Source organism: Herbaspirillum chlorophenolicum, from assembly GCF_001189955.1.
In the GTDB taxonomy this organism is placed as follows: Bacteria; Pseudomonadota; Gammaproteobacteria; order Burkholderiales; family Burkholderiaceae_D; genus Herbaspirillum; species Herbaspirillum chlorophenolicum.
This window is the reverse complement of the sequence record NZ_LFLT01000009.1, coordinates 22828-45061: the sequence shown is the minus strand read 5'-3', so window position 1 is coordinate 45061 and position 22234 is coordinate 22828. Positions and strand designations below refer to the sequence as shown.

The following is a 22234-nucleotide window of genomic DNA, read 5'->3' as shown; positions in this document are numbered from 1 at the left end:
CGGCCTTGCACGTCTCCCATTCGCCGCCGGTGCTTTTTTGAATTGCGAACGAACATGAATATCAATAGTAGTGCGGCGCTCTCGATCAATAACATCGAAGTCATCTACGACCACGTGATTCTGGTCTTGAAAGGCGTCTCGCTGGACGTCCCGGACGGCAAGATCGTGGCGCTGCTGGGCGCCAACGGCGCCGGCAAGAGCACAACGCTCAAGGCCATTTCAAACCTGCTGCGCGCCGAGCGCGGCGATGTCACCAAGGGCAGCATCGAATTCCGCGGCGAGCGGGTCGACCGCATGACGCCCAACGACCTCGTCAAGCGCGGCGTGATCCAGGTGATGGAAGGACGGCACTGCTTCGGCCACCTGACCGTGGAAGAGAACCTGCTGACCGGCGCCTACACGCGCGGCATCAGCAACGGCGAGGTGAAGCAGGAGCTGGAAAAGATCTATGACTATTTCCCGCGCCTGAAGATCAGGCGCAAGTCGCAGTCGGGCTACACCTCGGGCGGCGAGCAGCAGATGACGGCGATCGGCCGCGCCATGATGGCCAAGCCGTCGATGATTCTGCTGGACGAACCGTCGATGGGCCTGGCGCCGCAGATTGTCGAAGAGATCTTCGAGATCGTGAAGGACCTCAATACGAAGGAAAAGGTCTCGTTCCTGCTGGCCGAACAGAACACCATGGTGGCGCTGCGCTATGCCGACTTCGGCTACATCCTGGAAAACGGCCGGGTGGTAATGGAGGGGGCGGCACGAGATCTGTCGGATAACGAAGACGTCAAGGAGTTCTACCTCGGCGTGTCGTCTGGCGGGCGCAAGAATTTCCGCGACATGAAGTTCTATCGCCGCCGCAAACGCTGGCTGGCTTGAGACGGGGGCGACATGGCAGACGGCAAACAAGCCCTCGCGGAATTGGATGCGCTGGAACGGCGTGACCCGCAGCAGCGTGAAGAGCAACTGATGCAGCGCCTGCCGCAGTTGCTGGCGCGTGCGCAGGCGGCGCCGGGCTGGGCGCGTATTTTGCACGGCATCGATGCGCAGGCGGTACGTTCGCGCGCCGGACTGGCGCAATTGCCGGTCACGCGCAAGTCGGACCTGAGGGAGCTGCAGACGCGCGAGGCGCCGTTCGGCGGCCTCAACAGCACGCCGGTGCGGCAATTGCGGCGCTTGTTCGTGTCGCCTGGGCCGATCTACGATCCGGAAGGGCATTGTGCCGACTGGTGGCGTTTCGCCAGCCCGATGAAGGCGCTGGGGCTGGCGGCCGGCCATATCGTGCAGAACTGTTTCGCCTATCATTTCACGCCGGCCGCCTTCATGGTCGAAGGCGCCGCCGCCAAACTGGGCTGCGCGGTCATTCCGGCCGGCATCGGCCAGACCGAGCTGCAGGTCAACGCGATGGCGGCCCTGAAACCGGACGCCTACGTCGGCACGCCATCCTTCCTCAAGATCATCATCGAGAAGGCGCGCGAGATGAATGCCGACATCGGCAGCGTGCAGCGTGCGCTGGTGAGCGCCGAGGCCTTGCCGCCGTCGCTGCGCAACTGGTTCCATGAGCATGGCGTGCCGCATGTGCTGCAGCTGTATGCCTCGGCCGATATCGGCAACATCGCCTACGAGACCATGAGCGAAGGGGCGGTCAATCCCGGCATGGTGCTGGACGAGGAGCTGATCCTGGAGATCGTGCGCCCCGGCACCGGCGACCCGGTCGCCGAAGGCGAGGTGGGGGAGATAGTGGTGACCTCGTTCAATCCGGATTATCCGCTGCTGCGTTTCGGCACCGGCGATTTGTCGGCGGTGATTGCCGGCGCTTCGCCGTGCGGGCGCACCAATACGCGCATCAAGGGCTGGATGGGACGTGCCGACCAGACCACGAAGGTGCGCGGCATGTTCGTGCACCCGTCCCAGGTGGCCGATGTGCTGCGCCGTCATGGCGATGTGATCAAGGCGCGGCTGGTGGTGAGCGGCGAGATGGCCAATGACATCATGACCTTGCATTGCGAGGTCGGTGATCCGCAAGACCCCGCCATCGATGCGGCGGCCGTGGCCGGCAGCCTGCGCGAGCTGACCAAGCTGCGCGGCGAGGTGATGTTCGTGGCGCCGGGCAGCCTGCCCAACGATGGCAAGGTGATCGAGGACGCGCGCAAATACGAGTGACGATCGGGGCATGATTACGTCTTGTGCAACGGCGCATTCGCGCATAGAATCTTTCGCGGAGCATTCGCTCCAACGTCGCTCGGACGGTTCCGGGCGCTGACGTGAAAGTCCAACATGACGCAATCCGCAGATCCGCGCGAGCCTTCGCGCACGCCTGACGTTTCTTCCTCTTCCTCTTCCTCGCCTGTCCCTGAAACCAACGCCATTCCGGTCAGCTTTCCGCGCATCGACCGCCTGCCGCCGTACGTCTTCAACATTACCGCCGAACTGAAAATGGCTGCGCGCCGCCGCGGCGAGGACATCATCGACATGTCGATGGGCAATCCGGACGGCCCCACGCCACAGCACATCGTGGACAAGCTGGTGGAAGTCGCGCAGCGGCCTGATACGCACGGCTATTCCTCGTCCAAAGGCATCCCACGGCTGCGCCGCGCGATTGCGCACTGGTACAAGTCGCGCTACGAAGTCGACTTCGATCCGGACAGCGAGGCCATCGTCACCATCGGTTCCAAGGAAGGCCTGGCGCACCTGATGCTGGCCACGCTGGACAAGGGCGATACCGTGCTGGTGCCCAATCCAAGTTATCCGATTCATATCTACGGCGCGGTCATTGCCGGCGCCAGCATCCGCTCGGTGCGCATGAGCCCGGGCGTGGACTTTTTCGCTGAGCTGGAACGCGCGGTGCGTGAGAGCTATCCGAAACCCAAGATGATGATCCTGGGCTTTCCGTCGAACCCTACCGCCCAGTGCGTCGAACTGGAATTCTTCGAGCGCGTGGTGAAGCTGGCGCGCGAGCACAACATCCTGGTAGTGCACGACCTGGCCTATGCCGACATCACCTTCGACGGCTGGAAGGCACCCTCCATCATGCAGGTGCCCGGCGCGCGCGATGTCGCGGTGGAATTCTTCACGCTCTCCAAGAGCTACAACATGGCCGGCTGGCGGATCGGTTTCATGGTCGGCAACCAGAAGCTGGTGGCGGCGCTGGCACGCATCAAGAGCTACCACGACTACGGCAGCTTCACGCCGGTGCAGGTGGCGGCGATTGCCGCGCTGGAAGGCGACCAGTCCTGCGTCGAGGAGATCCGCGCCAATTATGAAAAGCGCCGCAACGTGCTGGTCAAGGGCTTGCATGAGGCCGGCTGGATGGTCGATGTGCCCAAGGCATCGATGTATATCTGGGCGCGCATTCCCGAACCTTACCGTGCATTCGGCTCGCTGGAGTTCGCCAAGATACTGCTGGAACAGGCCAAGGTCTGCGTTTCTCCGGGCATCGGCTTCGGGGAATATGGCGACGAGTACGTGCGTTTTGCGCTGATCGAGAACGAGTCCCGCATTCGCCAGGCGGTGCGGGGCATCAAGGCCATGTTCAAGGCCGCCCGGGGAAATTAAAGTAGTCGCCGCGCCGGCAGCGGCTGGCGCGGCGATATGGGCATATTTGCACCGGTGGTATTGTCTGACGGCAATTCAACGTGCGGTTCTGCGGAACGCGTGCCGCATCTGCCGGTCTGAAACAAGTCATCCCTCGTTTCACTCATCATCATTTCATTATTATGAAAAAAATAATACTCGCCGCCGTACTCGCCGCTACTTCCGTGGGGGCCATCCTGCCTGTGGCGCAAGCCCAGGTTTCCGTCAACATCAATATCGGCGCGCCGCCGCCGCCGCGTGTGGAGCGTATGCCGCCGCCGCGCTATGGTTACATCTGGGCGCCGGGCTACTGGGACTGGAACGGCCACGCCCATGTCTGGCGCGAAGGCCGTTGGATGCGCGAGCGTCCCGGTTATGCTTATGCCCAGCCGGTCTGGCGTGAAGGCCCGCACGGGTGGGAACTGGATCGAGGCGGTTGGCGTGGCGACCGTCGTCGCGATGACGAAGACGGTGACCGCGACCATGGACGAGGCCATGATCGCGACCACTGCCCGCCGGGACATGCGAAAAAGGGCGAGTGCTGATTACTCTCCGGCTGTCTGGTTCGACTGCCAATAAGAACGGCCGCGACGTGCAATACGCCGCGGCCGTTTTTCATTGCGCTGCCAGGTTGTCGGGCGCTGCCGGTTCAGACCCTGTCCATCAGTGCCGATACCGCAAACGAGACGATGCCGGCGCTGATGCACCACACCGCGAGGCGGTACTGCGGAATGAATTTGGTCACGAAGGGCAGCAGAAAATACAGCACGACGGCAATCAGGATGCTGGTGATGAGTCTTTTCATTGTCATGGCGATGTTGGTTGAACGCTGGCCGCTATGATAGTGCGATTTCGCCCGGTAGTGGCGCTTGCGTGCACAGGACGGCCCGGAACCGCTTAGTGGGCCGGCTTAGCGGGAGCTGCCGGCGCCGTTGGCGTTGCCGGTTTGGATTGCGTCGCTCCCGGAGGCAGATTGCTGTCGGCTGCGTCGTCGGCAGGGTGCCCGCCACCGTGGCGGTTGAAGAATTCAACGATGGTGCGCGACGCGTCCAGGTTCTGCGAAGCCTTGCCGCTATTGGGCATGGGCGCGGTGCCGCCTGGCCAGTTGTGGCCGCCGCCCTTGATCTCATAGAGCACCACTGCCTGCGGATCGCTCTTGCTGTGGTAGGTGTATTGGCGTACCGAGGTGCCATCGCCTGCGGTGTCGGGGATGTCGTTCACGTCAGGCTTGGGATCGGCGCCGTTGGCCTTGACCCAGGTGTCGATGGTTTTGGCGACCGACAGGCGCGGCACCTGGGTTGCTTCCTTGGGGCCGATGCCGCCCAGGAACGGGATGAACGGATCGTCGCTGCCGTGGATGTGCAGTATCGGCACGCCGGCTTTTACCGTCTCGGGCGGCAGGTCCAGAACCGCGCTGACCACGGCCACGCCCTTGAACAGCTCCGGCGCTTCAGCCGCCATGCGGTAGGCCAGCATGCCGCCATTGGACAGGCCCACGATATAAACCCGGCTGCGGTCGGCCAAGCCTTCGGACACCAGCTTGTCGATCAGTGCGCGGATGAAGGCGACGTCATTCACCTTGTGCATTTGCGCGTAGCCGCAGCAACCGCCGGAATTCCAGGTGCGCGCATCGATGGTCAGGCCGGTGCCGTTGGGGTAGGCCACCATGTAGCCGGCCGCCTCGGCGATTTCGGTCAAACCGGTGTTGCGCGCCAGCTGGGAACCGGTGGAGCCGCTGCCGTGCAGGGCGATGATCAGCGGCTGCGGTACGCCCTGGCCGCCGCGTTCGGAAAAGTAGGCGCGCGCCAGGTTGCCTACACGTATCGACTTGAGTGACAGGTCGACTGCTTGCGCAGGTGGGCTAACGAGGGCAAGGCACAGTCCGGACAGTAAACAAGCCCGGAAGAAGGCGAGAAGGGGAATTCGGATCGTCATGGGCAAGCGTTCAGAACATGGCTGAACAAGTTCTAAGGCGTTGACGCAATGTTAACGCGTCGATCCGGATGCGGAAAGGAGATTTACACCCTCGTTGAATGGGACTCCCGCCGCCGTTTCCTGCTGCAGATGGGCAGAGCCGCATGCGACAGAGGAAACGGTGCGGATGCGGCAGCTTCAGCCGCGGGCCGGGATGCTCAGGCCCTTGATCACGGCCGGACGCGCCACGAAGGCTTCCAGTGCGCGCGCCACATTGGGGAAATCCTTGAAACCGACCAGTTCGCCCGCTTCATAGAAACCGATCAGGTTGCGGATCCAAGGGAAGGTGGCGATATCGGCGATGCTGTACTCGTCGCCGGCCAGCCATGCGGTGTCGGACAGGCGCTTGTCCATCACTCCCAGAAGGCGCTTGGATTCGTTGACGTAGCGGTCGCGCGGACGCTTGTCTTCGTATTCCTTGCCTGCAAAGCGATGGAAGAAGCCCAACTGGCCAAACATCGGGCCGACGCCGCCCATCTGGAACATGACCCATTGGATCACCTGATAGCGCGCGGCCGGATCGGCCGGGATGAATTTGCCGGTCTTCTCGGCCAGGTAGAGCAGGATGGCGCCCGACTCGAACAGCGACAGCGGTTTGCCGCCAGGGCCATTGGGGTCGATGATGGCGGGAATCTTGTTGTTCGGGTTCAGCGACAGGAACTCCGGCGACATCTGGTCGTTGGTCTCGAAGCTGACCAAGTGCGGCTCGTAAGGCAAGCCGGTTTCTTCCAGCATGATCGACACTTTCACGCCATTGGGCGTGGGCAGCGAATACAGCTGGATACGGTCGGGATGCTGGGCCGGCCATTTGTTGTTGATGGCGAAGCTCGACAATGCGTTGCTCATGTTAAGAACTCATTTCATCAATAGGCGTAAGTGCGAGCGAGTCCTGTTTGGGATGGAGTGCAAGGCGCGAATTTGGGTCAAGACTGGGCGTCTTGACCCAAATTCGTAACGCAGCAATCCGCCCAAACAGGCCGCTCCCGTTGGGTTCTGTTTAGAAAGGGCGCTGGCCGCGTTGCGCTCCTTGAGTGTGGCACCGCCACACGACGCGTCGCGCGCCTTGCCAGCGCCCTTTCTGAACAGAACGCATCTTACGCCTATTGATGAAATGAGTTCTTTGTCCTAGGCAGGAGTGAATCGGGGATCGAATTCCTGCGCGAACTTCTCGAAAGCGTCGACCGCGACCGGGCGGCAGAAGAAATACCCTTGGTAGGCGTGGCATCCGGCATCGGCCAGGAAGCTGCGTTGGGCATCGGTTTCCACCCCTTCGGCGATGACGCCCAGGCCCAAGCTCTGGGCCAGGTTGACGATGGTCTTGGCGATCGATGCATCGTTGGGATCGATCAAGACGTCGCGCACGAAAGACTGGTCGATTTTAAGCTGATTCAGCGGCAGCCGCTTGAGGTAGGACAGGGAGGAGTAGCCGATGCCGAAATCGTCCAGCGAGAACTCCACGCCATAGGCCTTCAGCGCGAACATCTTCTGGATGATGTCTTCGACATTGTCCACCAGCAGGCTTTCGGTCAGCTCCAGCTTCAGGCGCCGCGGATTGGCGCCGGTACGTTCGATCGTATCGAGTACCGTCTGCACGAAATCCGGCTCGCGGAATTGCTGTGCGCTGACGTTGACGGCGATGGTCAGGTGTTCGGTATGCCGGCCCTGGGCCCAGATGGCCAGCTGTTTGCAGGCGGTTTCCAGCACCCAGTTGCCCAGCGAAAGGATCAGGCCGGTTTCTTCGGCCAAGGGGATGAAATCGCCCGGCGGCACCATGCCGCGCTGCGGATGCTGCCAGCGCACCAGCACTTCGGCGCCCGTCACGCGGCCGCCTGCGACCACTTGCGCCTGGTAGTGCAGCAGCAGCTGGTCGCCTTCGATGGCTTTGCGCAAGCCGGACTCCAGCGCGGCACGCTCCAGCACCACGGTCTGCATCGCCGGGTCGAAGAAGCGCAGGGCGTTGCGGCCGGTTCCCTTGGCTTTGTACATGGCGAGGTCGGCTTGCTTCATCAACTCGTCCACCGATGCCTGGCGGCCGCGGAAGATGGTGGCGCCGACACTGGCGGTGGTGCGGTATTCGACATCGTCGAGCTGGTAAGTGTTGCCCAGCGTGGCCAGGATCTTCTCGCCGATCGCCTTGGTCTGGTTGGCGGCTTCCTGGGGATGTTCGTTCAAGCCCTCCAGCACCACTACGAACTCATCGCCGCCCACGCGCGCGACGGTATCGTTTTCACGCACGCTGGTCACCAGGCGCAGCGATACCTGTTTGAGCAGCAAGTCGCCTTTCTCATGGCCGATGGTGTCGTTGAGCGTCTTGAAGTGGTCAAGGTCGATGAACAGCAGCGCCGAGCAAGTCTTGCTGCGCGCAGACAGCGCAATGGCCTGCTTCAGGCGCTCCAGCAGCAAGGCGCGGTTGGGCAGGCGCGTCAGGGCATCGAAGGAGGCCAGTTCGCGGATGCGCTCTTCGGCCAGCTTGCGGTCACTGATGTCGTGATGGGTGCTGACGTAATGGGTAACGTGCCCGTCCTTGTTCTTGACGGCGGAGATGGTCAGCCATTCGGGATAAACCTCGCCATTCTTGCGGCGGTCCCAGATCTCGCCCTGCCATTTGCCGAAACGCTGGATGCTTTCGCGCATCTCCTGGAAGAAGGCGGGGCCGTGGCGGTCCGAGCGCAGCAGGTTGGGGTGCTTGCCGACGATTTCTTCAGACCTGTAGCCGGTGATCTCGGTGAAGGCCTTGTTCACGCGCAGGATCTTGCTGTTGGCATCGGTAATGAGCATGCCTTCGCGCGAATCGAAGGCCACCGCGGAGATGCGCAACTCGGCTTCGATCTGCTTGCGTTCGGTAATGTCGCGGCTGCTGGTGCGGAAACCCGTGAAGGTGCCGTGCGGATCGGTAATCGGCGCCGACGACAACGACAGCCAGAACACCGAACCATCCTTGCGTACGCAGCGGAATTCGACATCCTCGCGCTTCTGGCCATCCATGCACTTGGACAGCTCGGCGCGGATGCGCTTTTCGTCTTCGGGATGCACGATGGTGCCGACGAAATCCTTCATCGCCAGGCATTCCTCGACCGTGTAGCCGGTATAGTCGCTCACCGCATGGTTGACCCAGCGCGGCCGGCCGTCCAGGCCCCACCAGACTTCCCAGTTGACGGTGCAGTCGGCGATGGCGCGGAACTGTTCTTCGCTGGTGCGCAGCTTGGCGGTCATCTTCTGCGCCAGGCGCACCGCGCGCACGCGGGAAGACATCATCAGCCAGGCCAGCAGCGACAGCGTGATGCTCATGCCGATGCCGGTGGCGGCGATCAGGTGTTCGGCGTTGCGGCCGAATTGCACGGTGAAGCTGTCCAGCGTGCTCATGCTCAGCGTCCAGTTGTGGTTTGCCACCACCAGGTATTCCGTGGACGAAATGCGCGGCGGCTGTGTCTGCGGGCCGTCATTGCGCGAACGGTAGAGCAGGGCCTGCGGCACGGTTTCGACGCCGTCGTACAGCGAGAAGGCAATGCCGCGCGTGCTTTCGCCATACAGGCTGGCGATCACGTCGGTCATGCGGAATACCGCATGCACCCAGCCCAGCAGGTTGGCGCGGCGCTCGGCGATGGTGCCTTGCGGCTTGCCGCGTTCGTACAGCGGCAAGTACATCAGGAAGGAGGGTTCGGTCTTGTTGTTGTTTTCCAGATCCAGTTCGATCTTGCCGGAGATGGCTGCCATGCCGGAGTCGCGCGCTTTTTCCATGGCGACGCGCCGTACCGGGTCCGACCAGTGGTCGAAGCCGAAGGGGAGACGGTTGCGGCCGACGTAAGGTTCACGCAGGGTCAAGGGGGCATAAGCGTCGCGGCCGCCGGGCGGGCGGATCGCGTAGCCGTCCATGCCTTGCTTGCGCATGCGCTCCAGGTGGGCGTCCAGGCGCTCGGCGGGTATCCATTCTTCAATCGAGATGGCCTGGATGCCGGAGAAATTGGCATCCAGGTTCAGCGAGCTGACGTAATCGTGGAAGTTGCCGCGGTCGATGGCGCCGGTGGCAGAGACCAGCCCTTGCACGCCATGCAGCATCTGCTCGTAGGACGCCATGCGCTGTTCGATGCGGCTGACCGTCTCGCGCAGTGCCGAGGCGAACTGCGAATGGAGTTCCTTGTTGGAGGCCTGGCGCTCATGGTCCCAGGCGACCCAGGTCACGCCCAATCCTGTGATCAGGATCAGCAGCGGGAGCACAATCTTACGGATCCAGTTCACGGTTTGGCCTGGTCAACCATCGAAGCAGCCAGCTCCGGGTTGAAGTATTTTTCGAAGATGCGCAGCACGGTGCCGTCGGCCAGCATGCCGTTGACCAGTGCGCGCCACTTTTCCTGCTCGGCCGGCGGCAGTGCCTTCCTGGACATGATCAGTCCATGCGGCATTGAGGGGTCGTTGAAGCCGATGACGGCGGTGACATCGCGGATGCGTTTTTCCTGCACCGCCGGATAGTCGAACGGCTCCATGATCATGCCCTGGATGCGGTTGAGCAGCAGGGCTTCATATAAGGGTTCGAGGCCGCCGGCCTGGCTTACGCGGTTGGCGGCGGCGAGCTTGTCGACCAGGCGGTTGGCGTTGTCGCTATAGCGGAAGCTGCGGATGACGCCGAGCTGGAAACGCTCGTTGCGCGCGAAATCTTCCATTCGCGAGATGCCGGAATCCTTGCGCACCAGCAGGTAGTACTTGTTCCTGAAGTACCAGGCGAAGGCGGCGAACTGCTCGCGCTCGCGGTTGGAGATACCTGAAAGGCTGAAGTCCAGCGCACCCGACTCGATCAGTTGCCAGATGCGCGCGCGCGACATCAGGCTGACGTTGATCTTGCAGCCGCTGCGGCGGATCAGCTCGTCGGCGAAATCCTTGTCGATGCCGGTATCGGTGGCCGACGAGTACAACAAACCATGGTCGTGCAGCGCCAGCGTAAACGGGCGGGAGCAATCGGGGCCGGAAGGAGCGGCAAGAGCAGGGTTGGCGAACGTGAAAAGGGCGATCAGCAGGGCGGTTGCGCAGGCTGATGAACGTACTGCGCGATTGCGAAAGATATGACTGAAGAAAATACCCGTCCCCTGTTTGTACTCCGCCATTGGGACACATGGGCGCAGGAGCGAGTGTGCAGCATGCGCTGCTTGCCTTCGTCCATCGGCCAGTGCCTCTCCCGATCGGCCGCGCGGGCGCAGCCGTATGCATATGTGTTGATGCCGACCTGTTCGCAAATGGTATGACCATTTAATGAGCATACAAGCTACATAAAACAAGTCGATTTATTGAAAAAATTCTAGATCAACGCCGAGCGATGTTACCCGAGCACAATGCAATCCGCAACAGAATGCATTGAGCTTTGCAATCGCCATGGTTGAGCTGTCGCAGGGTATGAACGGCAGGCGCGGCGACAGTGTGCGTAGAAGTTGGGAGAGGAAAAAAAGAGGTGCCCAAATCGGGTGCAGGGAAATGCGAGTAGCGAAGCGGAGGGGGCGTTTGCGGCGCTAAAGATTGGTTAAATCGGCAAGTTTGCGCAGCGTTTGCCGACGGCGGTATGCACCCGCCACCGGCGCTGATCGGACGCTCAGATGAACATGCCGCCCGACACCTCGATGCGCTGGGCGTTGATCCAGCCGTTTTCCGGACGCAGCAGCGAGGCCACGGCGGCGCCGATGTCATCTGGCCGGCCGGCGCGGCCCAGCGCGGTCTGGCTGGAGACGAAGGCGTTGAGTTCGGCATTGTCGCGCACGCGGCCGCCGCCGAAATCGGTTTCGATGGCGCCCGGCGCCACGGTGTTGACGGCAATGCCGCGTGCGCCGAATTCCTTGGCCATGTAGCGCGTCATGACTTCCACGCCGCCTTTCATCGCGGCATAGGCCGCATAGCCGGGCAGGGAGAAGCGCGCCAGGCCGCTGGAGGTGTTGATGATGCGGCCGCCATCGGCAATCAGCGGCAGCAGCGCCTGGGTCAGGAAGAAGGTCCCCTTCAGGTGCACGTTGTACAGCTCGTCGAAGACTGCTTCGCTGGTCTCGGCGATCGAGGCATGCATGCCCATGCCGCCGTTGTTGACCAGGTAAGTGAGGTATTCGGCGTTCCAGGTCTGCTTCAGTGCGGCGCGCACGGCGTCGGCAAAGCCGGGGAAATTGCGGCTATTGGCCAGATCCAGTTGCAGGGCTACGGCCTTGGCGCCGATGGCCTGGATCTCGTCCACCGTCTGTTCGGCGGCGGCGCGGTTGCTGACATAGGTGATGATCACGCCGACGCCGTCGCGCGCCAGGTGCAGGGCCGTGTTCTTGCCGAGGCCGCGGCTGCCGCCGGTGACCAGGGCGATGCGGGGAGTGGTGTTGTCTGCTTGGGTCATGCTGGGCTCCTGTCGATGAAGAGTGGAAAGTCGTGCGGTGTGCCTGACTACGAAGCCCAGTATATTGAGAAGGTTTTTGTTAATAAATTTCTTATTTGATATTAGACTTTTCAATATTGAATAATAATTGGAGCGTTCCTTGAACCAGCTCGACACCCTCCAGATCTTCCAGCGCGTGGCCGAACTGGCCAGCTTCAGCGGGGCTGCGCGCCAGCTTGGCCTGCCCAATGCCACCGTCTCGCTGGCGGTGCAGCAACTGGAGCAGATGCTGGGTACGCGCCTGCTCCAGCGCACGACCAGGCGCGTGCAGATGACCGGAGACGGCGAAGCTTTCTACCGGCGCAGCAAGGAACTGCTGGATGATTTCGAGTCGATGCGCGCGATGTTCCGGGCCGGCGGCAAGTCGCTGACCGGCAAGCTGCGGGTGGACATGTCCAGCGCCATGGCGCGTGAGGTGGTGCTGCCGGCATTGCCGGCCTTTCTTGAGCAGCATCCGCAGCTGGAGATCGAGCTTTCCGCCAGCGACCGCCGCGTAGACCTGGTCGGCGAGGGCTTCGACTGCGTGCTGCGCACCGGGACGCTGGACGATTCATCGCTGGTGGCGCGTCCCATCGGACATCTGGTTCAGGTCAATTGCGCCAGTCCGGCTTATCTGGAGCGGCACGGCGTGCCGCGCACGCTGGACGACCTGGCGCACCACAAGCTGGTGCATTACCGCCAGGTACTGGGCGGCCGCTCGCCGGGCTGGGAATGGTTCGACGGCAAGGAGACCCACTATGTGCCGATGGCGGGCAGCGTTACCGTCAACAGCACCGAAACCTACGATGCCGCCTGCCAGGCGGGACTCGGGATGATCCAGTTGCCGCTGGTGGGGGCGCACAAGCGCAGCTTGCTGGTGCAGGGCGCATTGGTGGAGGTGCTGCCGCAATACCGGCCGGCGCCGATGCCGGTATCGTTGCTCTACGCCAGCCGCCGCCAGGTGCCGGCGCGCGTGGCCGGGTTCATGGACTGGCTGCACGCGCTGATCTTGCCGTTGACACGGGAAGGACAGGACAGCGGCATGCCGGTGTAGCGGCGAAAGGAGATGCTCAGGCCAGCGCAGTACGTCCGGCCGGATCGATGGTGACGGTGCCGCGGCCGATTTCGATTACGCGGCCGCCGACCTGGATCGCGCCGCTTTCCGACACTGAAAGATGCAAGCGGGAAGGGCGGTCGACTGCCGCGCCCTGGTCGATCGCATAGCGCGCCGGCAGCGCATGGCCGGTCGCCAGTAGCCAGCCGCCGAGGTTGGCGCAGGCCGAACCGGTGCCCGGGTCTTCAGCTACGCCGCCGCCTTGCTTGGTGAAGAAATAGCGCGCCAGCACATTGCCCGGTTCGCTGTCATCGAAAGCGAATACGTAAGCCGTCTTGCGGCCCAGGCTGCTTTGCGGCCAGTGTTCCAGCGCGCCGCTGTCGGGCTGGGCGCGGCGCACTGCCGCAGGGGACTTCAGCGGGATCAGGAACTGGTCGGCGCCGGTATCGACCCAGATGGGATCGCCTGCGAGGTCATCCACCGGCAGGCCGACCAGGGCTGCGACTTCGGCCGGCGGCAGTGGCGAGGGGGCGGTCTTCGGGCTGCCGGCGCTGGGTGCGGTGAAGGTCCAGACATCACCCTCGGCGGTCACCGGCACCACGCCGGCCTTGAATTCCAGTTTCAGCGCATCGCCGGCATGCAGCAGCTCGCGCACCACGTGCGCGGTGCCCAGGGTGGGATGGCCGGCGAACGGCATCTCGTAGCCGGTGGTGAAGATGCGCACGCGCGCATCGGCTACCGCCGAAGGCAGGATGAAGGTGGTTTCCGACAGGTTGAACTGCAAGGCCAGCGCCTGCATGGTGGCGTCGTCGATACCGCGTGCATCTTCAAATACGCACAGGGGATTGCCGCCGAAGGTGGATTCGGCGAACACGTTGAGCAGGCGGTAGGCGTAGGTGGAGGGCATGGTGGTCTCGCAGCGATGGAAGGAGTGGCTGATTCTATCGGCTGCCCAAGCTGCGAGACAGATACAGTTCACTCATCCACGGCGATACAGTTGCGGCCGAGCTGCTTGGCTTTGTACAGGCGCTGGTCGACGGTTTCCATGAAATCGATGCGCTGGTCCTGGCCGGAAGGGATGATGGTGGATACGCCAAGGCTGACCGTGACAACTTCCGCCACTTGCGAAGTCTCATGCGGGATCGCCTCGTCCAGCACTAGTTTGCGGCAGCGTTGCGCCACCTGCAGTGCCGCCTTGGCATCGGCCTCCGGCAGGATCAGCACGAACTCCTCGCCGCCATAGCGGGCGAAGAAGTCGCGTGAGCGGGTGGCTGCCTTGGACAGCACGGCGGCCACTTTCTTCAGGCATTCGTCGCCGCGGATGTGGCCGTAATGGTCGTTGTACTGCTTGAAGTAGTCGATGTCGAGCATGATCAGCGACAGCGGCGCGCGATTGTTGAGCGCATTGGTCCACTCCACTTCCAGCGCCGAGTCGAACATGCGGCGGTTGGCCACGTTGGTGAGGCCATCGCGATAAGACAGCGCCTCCAGTTCCTTTTGCAGCTCGACCAGATGGGCCTCGGTCTTTTTGCGTTCGGTGATGTCGAACATGAAACCGATCAGGGAATTCGGGCTGCCGTCGGGGTTGCGCACCACATGCACCACGTCGCGAATCCAGATGTGCTCGCCGTCGCGCGTGAGGGCGCGGTAGTCGGCCTCGTGGTCGATGCCTGACTTCGATTGCGAGATGCAGAAGTTGACCACCGCTTCGCGGTCTTCCGCATGGATGCGCATGGCCCAGTCTTCGGCGGTGGCCCAGCTCTCCGGCGTCCAGCCCAGCAGTTTCTCGATTTGCGGGCCGATGTAGGTGAACTTCATCGTGCTCCAGTCGATTTTCCACGGAATCGCCTTGGTTGATTCGAGCAGCGTTTTGTAGACGGCGCTATCGGGCTCCATCTGGTCTTTGGTCTGTTCGCTCATGTGTATGTGAGTGATTCGAAAATTGTTGTTGTATGGAAATTCGTGTCTTCCTTGCTGCATGGAGAAGAGCACGAAGCATTCCATGGGAGCCACATGCGAGTATCGGTTGGGCGCAAGCATACCGCGTATGGATGGCCGTCGCATGAAATCAGGGGCAGCAAGGCGCGGTGCAGGATCACCTGCGGAAAGGGATGGGTATCATTTTTCCTTATGGCCCTATCCCCAATCGGTATTTCCACGTCCGAGCGGCACGGGGATAGACTTCAGTCACAGCAGTTTTCGAGACGGAGATTGTTGTGATGACCGCTACCACGGTCGAAGTGTCTGACAGTAATGGGCCGTACCCGGCGCGGTAATGGCAGACGCTATCTGAATCAAAATTTTGGAGACAAGCAATGGAAATCCGTTCGGCAGCTGAGCCTGTCGGAACGACGGCGCCAACCGTAGAAGGCGTACGCGATTCCGATCTGGCTGCGACCCAAGTGAGCGCTCACTCGCCGGTCCCCGGTAAAACCGAGGGTAACCCCGGCAACTCCGCAACAGGCGGCTTGCATACCGCCGTTGCACATGCATCTGCGAACCGCATGGGCGGTTCGCCTGACATTGTCCCGCTGGCGCCTGTCAGCCTGGACGACAAATACACCGCCACCGAAGGCTCGATTTATCTCTCCGGCATCCAGGCCCTGGTGCGCCTGCCGATGCTGCAGCAATTGCGCGACCGGCAAGCGGGCCTGAACACGGCCGGCTTCATTTCCGGCTATCGCGGTTCGCCGCTGGGCGGGCTGGACGAGGCGCTATGGAAAGCGCAACCGTACCTGGAGACGCATCGCGTCAAGTTCCAGCCCGGCGTGAACGAAGACATGGCCGCCACCGCCGTCTGGGGCACCCAGCAAGTCAAGCTGATCGGCCCGTCCGAATACGATGGCGTATTCGCCATGTGGTACGGCAAGGGCCCCGGCGTGGACCGCTGCGGCGATGTGCTGAAACACATGAACCACGCCGGCACCTCTCCCCATGGCGGCGTGCTGCTGGTGGCCGGCGACGACCACGGCGCCTATTCCTCGACGCTGCCGCACCAGTCCGACCACATTTTCTCGGCATCGATGATCCCGATGCTCTATCCCTGCAACGTGCAGGAATACCTCGACCTCGGCCTGCACGGCTGGGCCATGTCGCGCTATTCCGGCTGTGTGGTGGGCTTCAAGGCGCTGGCCGACACGGTCGAGTCGAGCGCCTCGGTGGACGCCAATCCCTTCCGCATCGATATCAAGTACCCGGCCGATTTCGTGATGCCCGAAGGCGGCCTCAGCGCTCGTTTGTCGACCGACACGCTGGGCGTGCAGGCGCGCAAGCAGGAAGCGCTGATGCAGGACTACAAGATCTACGCGGCGCTGGCCTACGCGCGCGCCAACAAGCTCAACCGCGTGATGATCGACAGCCCCAAGGCGCGGCTGGGCATCATCGCCTCCGGCAAGTCCTACCTCGATGTGCTGGAGGCGCTGTCCGAGCTGGGCATCGACGAAGCCTTCGCGGCCGAGATCGGCCTGCGCCTGTTCAAGGTCTCCATGCCCTGGCCGCTGGAGCCGGAAGGCGTGCGCGAATTCGCGCAAGGGCTGGACGAAATCCTGGTGGTGGAAGAAAAGCGCCAGATGGTCGAATACCAGTTGAAGGAACAGCTCTACAACTGGCGCGACGACGTGCGCCCGCGCGTGATCGGCAAGTTCGATGAAAAGGGCGAGTGGGTTGCGCCGCGCGGCGAATGGCTGCTGACTTCCAAGGCAGACTTCTCGGTGGCGCAGATCGCGCGCGTGATCGCCGCGCGCATTGCGCGTTTCCACACCAGCGACCTGATCAAGGCGCGCCTGGCTTTCCTCGACGCCAAGGACGCGGTGCTGTCCAAGGCCGTCAACACGCCGCCGCGCCCTGCGTACTATTGCTCGGGTTGTCCGCACAACACCTCGACCAAGGTGCCCGAAGGCAGCTTCGCACTGGCCGGGATCGGCTGCCACGTGATGGCTACCGCGATCTATCCCGAATTCAACAAGCTGACCACCCACATGGGCGGCGAGGGTGCGCCCTGGATCGGCCAGGCGCCGTTCTCGCAGGTGCCGCACGTGTTCGCCAACCTGGGCGATGGCACCTATTTCCACTCCGGCTATCTGGCGATCCGCGCGGCGGTGGCAGCCAAGGTCAACATGACCTACAAGATCCTCTACAACGACGCGGTGGCGATGACCGGCGGCCAGCCGGTGGACGGCACGGTGTCGGTGCCGATGATCGCGCAGCAGATGGCGGCCGAGGGCGTGCAGCGCATCGCGCTGGTGTCGGAAGACATCGGCCGTTATATCGGACGCAATAGCGATCGTTCCAACCTGCCGGCCGCCGTGACCGTGCATGACCGCAAGGACATGGACGCCGTGCAGCGCGAATTGCGCGAGCTGCCGGGCGTGACCGTGATCATCTACGACCAGACCTGCGCCGCCGAGAAGCGCCGCCGCCGCAAGAAAGGCGAATTCCCCGACCCGAACCAGCGCCTGTTCATCAACGAGGCCGTATGCGAAGGCTGCGGCGACTGCGGCGTGCAGTCCAACTGTACGTCGATCCTGCCGCTGGAAACCGAATTCGGCCGCAAGCGCGCCATCGACCAGTCGTCCTGCAACAAGGATTACTCCTGCGTGAAGGGCTTTTGCCCCAGCTTCGTCACCGTCACCGGCGGCAAGCTGAAGAAGTCGAAGGCAGGCGTGAGCAAGAAGGGCGAGAGCGACGATTTCGGCGCATTGCCGCAGCCAGTATTGCCGTCCTGCGCTACGCCGTTCAACATCCTCATCAACGGCATCGGCGGTACCGGCGTGATCACCATCGGCGCGCTGATGGGCATGGCTGCGCACCTGGAAGGCAAGGGCGCTTCGGTGCTGGACATGACCGGCATGTCGCAGAAAAACGGTTCGGTGACATCGCACGTGCGCATCGCCGCCACGCGCGACGCCATCCGCGCCCAGCGCATCGCCACCGGCGAGGCCGACCTGATCCTCGGCTGCGACATGCTGACCGCAGGCTCCTTCGACGCCATTTCCAAGATGCGTCCGGGCCGTACGCGCGCCGTGGTCAACGTGCACCAGCAGCCTCCGGGGCAGTTCGCCAAGAATCCCGACTGGCAATTCCCGTTCGAGGAGGTCAAGGCGCTGATCGTGGAATCGGTGGACCAGCAGGCCGACTTCATCGACGCCACCCGCCTGGCCACCGCCCTGATGGGCGACTCCATTGCCACCAACCTGTTCATGCTGGGCTACGCCTGGCAGCGCGGCGAATTGCCGCTGACCGAAGCCGCGCTGCTGCGCGCCATCGAGATGAACGGCGTGGCCATCGAAGCCAACAAGACCGCCTTCCTGTGGGGCCGCCGCGCGGCAGTGGATCTGGCCAGGGTGGAGAAGATCGCCGTGCCGGCGCAACCGGTAGTGCTGCGCATGCCCGAGACGCTGGACAAGCTGGTCAAGCGCCGCACGGCTTTCCTCACGGATTACCAGAATGCCGCCTACGCCGCGCAGTTCGCTGAAGTGGTGGAGGCTGTGCGTGCCGCTGAAGCGCCGCTGGGCGGCGACAAGCTGGCCCTGGCGGTGGCGCGCAACTTGTCCAAGCTGATGGCTTACAAGGACGAGTATGAAGTGGCGCGCCTGTACACCGACGGCAAGTTCATGCAGCAACTGGAGCAGCAGTTCGAGGGCGACTTCGCCTTGAGCTTCAATCTCGCCCCGCCGATCTTCGCGAAAAAGGATGCACAGGGCCACCTGGTCAAGGCGCGCTACGGCAGCTGGATGTTCAAGGCATTCAAGCTGCTGGCGAAGATGAAGGGATTGCGCGGCACCGCCCTCGATGTCTTCGGACGCACCGAAGAGCGCAGGATGGAGCGGCAATTGATCGTCGATTATCGGGAGCTGGTGCTGGGCTTGCTGCCCAAGCTGAATGCTGCCAATCTCGCGGTAGCCGTTGAGTTGGCGCAGTTGCCCGATCAGGTGCGCGGCTACGGGCATGTCAAGGACAAGGCTGTCCAGTCGATGCAAGCGCGACGGACGGCGCTGCTGGCGCAATTCGGCAAGCCGGCTCTGGTCAGGGCGGCATAACGACGCGGGCCCCTGCTTTTGCAGGGGCGGCGGCGTTTGAATTGCGGCAGCCCGTCGTCCCTGCGGAAGCAGGAACCCGGCGTCGTCAGCTATTCCGGCCAATGTCGCCTGCGCGACAACTCATCTCCCCAAATTCCATTAATCTAGACCCATATCAAGACCAAAACAGGAGACACGCATGGACTTTGAACTCAATGAAGATCAACTGGCCTTCCAGCAAAGCGCGCGCGACTTCGCCGCCGGCGAGATGGCGCCGCATGCGGCCAAGTGGGACGAAGAGTCGCATTTTCCGCTCGATGTGATCGCCAAGGCCGGCGAGCTGGGCTTTTGCGGCCTGTACACACCGGAAGAGGTCGGCGGCCTGGGCCTGAGCCGGCTGGACGCCACCGTCGTGTTCGAGGAACTGGCGCACGCCTGTCCGTCCACGGCCGCTTATCTCACCATCCATAACATGGTGAGCTGGATGATTGCCTCCTGGGGCACCGCCGCCATCAAGGACGAATGGTGCGAGAAGCTGGCCGCCGGCCGCAAGATCGGCTCCTACTGCCTGACCGAGCCCGGTTCGGGATCGGATGCGGCATCGCTGAAAACCACTGCCAGGCTGGTGGACGGCCACTATGTGCTCAACGGCTCCAAGGCCTTCATCTCCGGCGCCGGTTCGACCGATGTGCTGGTGGTGATGGCGCGCACCGGCGGCGAAGGCGCCAAGGGCGTTTCCGCCATCGTGGTGCCGGGCAATGCGCCGGGCATCGCTTACGGCAAGAAGGAAAGCAAGATGGGCTGGAACAGCCAGCCTACGCGTACCATCAGCTTCGACAACGTCAAGGTGCCGGCCAGCCATTTGCTGGGCAATGAAGGTGAAGGCTTTATCTTCGCGATGAAGGGGCTGGATGGCGGCCGCATCAATATCGCCACCTGTTCGGTCGGCGCCGCGCAGGCCGCGCTCGATGCCGCGCATGCCTACATGAAGGAGCGCAAGCAGTTCGGCCGTCCGATCGCCGACTTCCAGGCGCTGCAATTCAAACTGGCCGACATGCAGACCGAACTGGTCGCCGCGCGCCAGATGGTGCGGCTGGCGGCGGTCAAGCTCGACAATAAGGCGCCCGGCGCCACCACTTACTGTGCGATGGCCAAGCGCTTTGCCACCGACCTGGGCTTCCGTATCTGCAATGAGGCGCTGCAGATCCACGGCGGCTACGGCTACATCCGCGAGTACCCGCTGGAACGCTATTTCCGCGACGTGCGCGTGCACCAGATCCTGGAAGGCACCAACGAGATCATGCGCGTGATCGTCTCGCGCCACCTGCTCAATAGCGACAATCTGGACGACATTCGCTGACCCTGTTTCGTTGAAAGGCATTCATGAGTACCTATACCAATCTCAAGCTGGAAAAGACCAACCACACCGCCGTCCTGACATTGTCCAACCCGCCGGCCAACACCTGGACGCGCGATGCGCTGGCCGGCCTGACGCAACTGGTCAAGGACCTCAACGCCGACCGTAACATCTACACGCTGGTGGTGACCGGCGAGGGCGAGAAGTTCTTTTCCGCCGGCGCCGACCTGAAGCTGTTCGCCGACGGCGACCGCGCCATGGCGCGCGAGATGGCGCGCCGTTTCGGCGAAGCGTTTGAAACCTTGTCCAATTTTCGCGGCGTCTCGATCGCCGCCATCAATGGTTATGCCATGGGCGGCGGGCTGGAATGTGCCCTGGCCTGCGACATCCGCATTGCCGAGGAGCAGGCTCAGATGGCCTTGCCGGAAGCGGCCGTGGGCTTGCTGCCCTGCGCCGGTGGCACGCAGAATTTGCCGTGGCTGGTCGGCGAAGGCTGGGCCAAGCGCATGATCCTGTGCGGAGAACGCGTCAACGCGGAGACCGCTTTGCGCATCGGCCTGGTGGAAGAAGTGGTAGGCAAGGGACAGGCGAAGGCACGCGCACTGGAACTGGCGCTGCAGGCCGAGAAGCAAAGCCCGTCGTCGGTGGCGGCCAGCAAGAAGCTGATCCAGGGGGCGCGCCACAACCCGCTGGGCACCATCCTGCAGACCGAGCGTGAACTGTTCATCGACCTGTTCGATACGCAGGACCAGAAGGAGGGCGTCAACGCCTTTTTGGAGAAGCGCAATCCACTGTGGAAGAACAGCTGACATTTTCCCGGGAAATGGGCCACGCATCGCCGGCTTTATGCCGGCGATTTTTTTGAGGATGTCCGGCTCCCAAACGGTTGCCCCTTGTTTGGGTATCATGCTGGCTTTAGCCTTCGCCCGCCTGCTGCCATGAACATCGAATACAAGACCGACATCGCCCTTACCGTCGAGCAGTTCGTCAACGTGCTCTCTCGCACTTCGATGGGCCCGCGCCGTCCGCTGGACGACCTCGAATGCATGAAGGGCATGGTGGAGAACGCCAATCTGGTCGCCACCGCATGGGACGGCGAGCTGCTGGTCGGCGTGGCGCGCTGCGTGACCGACTTCACCTATGCCTGCTACATGTCGGAACTGGCCGTCGATGAGAGTTACCAGCGCCGCGGCATCGGCAAGGAACTGATCCGCCATACCCGCAACCGGCTCGGCCCGCACTGCCGCCTGCGCTTGCTGGCCGCGCCCGATGCTGCGGACTACTACGGATACATCGGTTTCGCCCACAGCCCGCGCTGCTGGGAGCTGACGCCGGGCAACGAACTCAAGTAAGCCACGCAACATCGGGCCAGCAAGCCAGCCCTTATCCAAGCGCACACATCCATGATCGAAATTCGTCCCTTTTCCCTAGAGCACGCAGAAGGCGTGGTCAAGGTCATCCTGCCGATCCAGCAACAGGAATTCGACATTCCCATCACGCTGGAAGGCCAGCCCGACCTGAACGATATTTCCGGTTTCTATCAACAGGGCAAGGGCAATTTCTGGGTCGCGCTGGATGGCGGCGAGGTGGTCGGCACCGTATCGCTGCTCGATATCGGCAACGACCGGGTGGCGCTGCGCAAGATGTTTGTCGCCGCCAGCCATCGCGGCAGCGAGCACGGCACCGCCAGGCGCCTGCTGGACGGCGCCATCGGCTGGGCCAAGATGCAGGGCGTGAAGCAGGTTTATCTGGGGACTACGGCAAAGTTCCTGGCGGCGCACCGCTTCTATGAGAAAAACGGTTTCGCACTGATCGAGAAAGCCGCGCTGCCGCCTTCGTTTCCGGTGATGACGGTGGACACGCGCTTCTATGTGCTGGATTGCGCCTGATAGATAAAG

The 22234-nt window shown here is 62.7% G+C and carries 18 protein-coding genes; 10 read left to right on the top strand and 8 right to left on the bottom strand.

Translation table 11 applies throughout. The annotated features are described in order from the left end of the window. Positions 1 to 54: 54 nt before the first annotated feature. The 4 genes from AKL28_RS07990 (at position 55) to AKL28_RS07975 (ending at position 4109) form a co-directional block, all read left to right on the top strand. Entirely contained in the window at positions 55 to 870 is an 816-nt protein-coding gene (locus tag AKL28_RS07990; RefSeq protein WP_050467592.1) for an ABC transporter ATP-binding protein, read from the top strand. Between the two features lie 12 nt (positions 871 to 882). Then, entirely contained in the window at positions 883 to 2154 is a 1272-nt protein-coding gene (locus tag AKL28_RS07985; protein ID WP_050467591.1) for a phenylacetate--CoA ligase family protein, read from the top strand. Between the two features lie 114 nt (positions 2155 to 2268). Next, positions 2269 to 3546 (top strand): alanine transaminase, encoded by a 1278-nt coding sequence (alaC, locus tag AKL28_RS07980; protein WP_050467590.1) that lies wholly within the window; start codon positions 2269 to 2271, stop codon positions 3544 to 3546. A 161-nt stretch (positions 3547 to 3707) separates the two neighbouring features. Beyond that, a complete protein-coding gene (locus AKL28_RS07975; protein ID WP_050467589.1) occupies positions 3708 to 4109 on the top strand; it encodes a YXWGXW repeat-containing protein in 402 nt (133 codons plus the stop codon). A 104-nt stretch (positions 4110 to 4213) separates the two neighbouring features. Here AKL28_RS07975 and AKL28_RS24805 read toward each other — a convergent pair whose 3' ends face one another. The 6 genes from AKL28_RS24805 to AKL28_RS07950 form a co-directional block, all read right to left on the bottom strand. Then, positions 4214 to 4369, bottom strand: a complete 156-nt coding sequence (locus AKL28_RS24805; RefSeq protein ID WP_169801830.1) for a hypothetical protein — start codon at positions 4367 to 4369, stop codon at positions 4214 to 4216. Between the two features lie 92 nt (positions 4370 to 4461). Then, positions 4462 to 5499 (bottom strand): CE1 family esterase, encoded by a 1038-nt coding sequence (locus AKL28_RS07970; RefSeq protein WP_082221412.1) that lies wholly within the window; start codon positions 5497 to 5499, stop codon positions 4462 to 4464. A gap of 177 nt (positions 5500 to 5676) precedes the next feature. Next, positions 5677 to 6384, bottom strand: a complete 708-nt coding sequence (locus AKL28_RS07965) for a glutathione S-transferase N-terminal domain-containing protein (RefSeq protein WP_050467588.1) — start codon at positions 6382 to 6384, stop codon at positions 5677 to 5679. Between the two features lie 279 nt (positions 6385 to 6663). Then, entirely contained in the window at positions 6664 to 9774 is a 3111-nt protein-coding gene (locus AKL28_RS07960; protein WP_050467587.1) for a bifunctional diguanylate cyclase/phosphodiesterase, read from the bottom strand. After that, positions 9771 to 10634: a substrate-binding periplasmic protein gene (locus tag AKL28_RS07955; protein ID WP_050467586.1), complete on the bottom strand. Its 864-nt coding sequence runs from the start codon at positions 10632 to 10634 to the stop codon at positions 9771 to 9773. Before AKL28_RS07955 ends, AKL28_RS07960 begins: the two co-directional genes overlap by 4 nt. 479 nt (positions 10635 to 11113) lie before the next feature. After that, positions 11114 to 11890 carry an SDR family NAD(P)-dependent oxidoreductase gene (locus AKL28_RS07950; protein WP_050467585.1) on the bottom strand — a complete coding sequence of 259 codons (777 nt, stop codon included), beginning with the start codon at positions 11888 to 11890 and terminating at the stop codon, positions 11114 to 11116. A 139-nt stretch (positions 11891 to 12029) separates the two neighbouring features. Here AKL28_RS07950 and AKL28_RS07945 point away from each other — a divergent pair, with 139 nt between their 5' ends. Beyond that, on the top strand, positions 12030 to 12962 hold the full coding sequence (locus tag AKL28_RS07945) for a LysR family transcriptional regulator (protein WP_050467685.1): 933 nt from the start codon (positions 12030 to 12032) through the stop codon (positions 12960 to 12962). Between the two features lie 16 nt (positions 12963 to 12978). Here the strand turns inward: AKL28_RS07945 and AKL28_RS07940 are convergent, their stop codons facing one another. Continuing rightward, entirely contained in the window at positions 12979 to 13869 is an 891-nt protein-coding gene (locus AKL28_RS07940) for a PhzF family phenazine biosynthesis protein (RefSeq protein WP_050467584.1), read from the bottom strand. 68 nt (positions 13870 to 13937) lie between these two features. Next, positions 13938 to 14882 (bottom strand): GGDEF domain-containing protein, encoded by a 945-nt coding sequence (locus AKL28_RS07935; protein ID WP_174525357.1) that lies wholly within the window; start codon positions 14880 to 14882, stop codon positions 13938 to 13940. Positions 14883 to 15466: 584 nt separating this feature from the next. On the opposite strand from AKL28_RS07935, the gene AKL28_RS07930 reads away from it, so the two are divergent. The 5 genes from AKL28_RS07930 (at position 15467) to AKL28_RS07910 (ending at position 22225) form a co-directional block, all read left to right on the top strand. Then, positions 15467 to 19000, top strand: coding sequence for an indolepyruvate ferredoxin oxidoreductase family protein (locus AKL28_RS07930; RefSeq protein ID WP_050467583.1), 3534 nt, complete (start codon positions 15467 to 15469; stop codon positions 18998 to 19000). 178 nt (positions 19001 to 19178) lie between these two features. Next, positions 19179 to 20339 carry an acyl-CoA dehydrogenase family protein gene (locus AKL28_RS07925; protein WP_050467582.1) on the top strand — a complete coding sequence of 387 codons (1161 nt, stop codon included), beginning with the start codon at positions 19179 to 19181 and terminating at the stop codon, positions 20337 to 20339. A 23-nt stretch (positions 20340 to 20362) separates the two neighbouring features. Continuing rightward, the gene (locus tag AKL28_RS07920; RefSeq protein ID WP_050467581.1) at positions 20363 to 21145 is read left to right on the top strand and encodes an enoyl-CoA hydratase; all 783 of its coding nucleotides are present in this window, start codon (positions 20363 to 20365) and stop codon (positions 21143 to 21145) included. A gap of 129 nt (positions 21146 to 21274) precedes the next feature. After that, positions 21275 to 21688 (top strand): GNAT family N-acetyltransferase, encoded by a 414-nt coding sequence (locus AKL28_RS07915; RefSeq protein ID WP_050467580.1) that lies wholly within the window; start codon positions 21275 to 21277, stop codon positions 21686 to 21688. 51 nt (positions 21689 to 21739) lie between these two features. Further along, positions 21740 to 22225, top strand: a complete 486-nt coding sequence (locus AKL28_RS07910) for a GNAT family N-acetyltransferase (protein WP_050467579.1) — start codon at positions 21740 to 21742, stop codon at positions 22223 to 22225. The last annotated feature ends 9 nt before the right edge of the window (positions 22226 to 22234 follow it).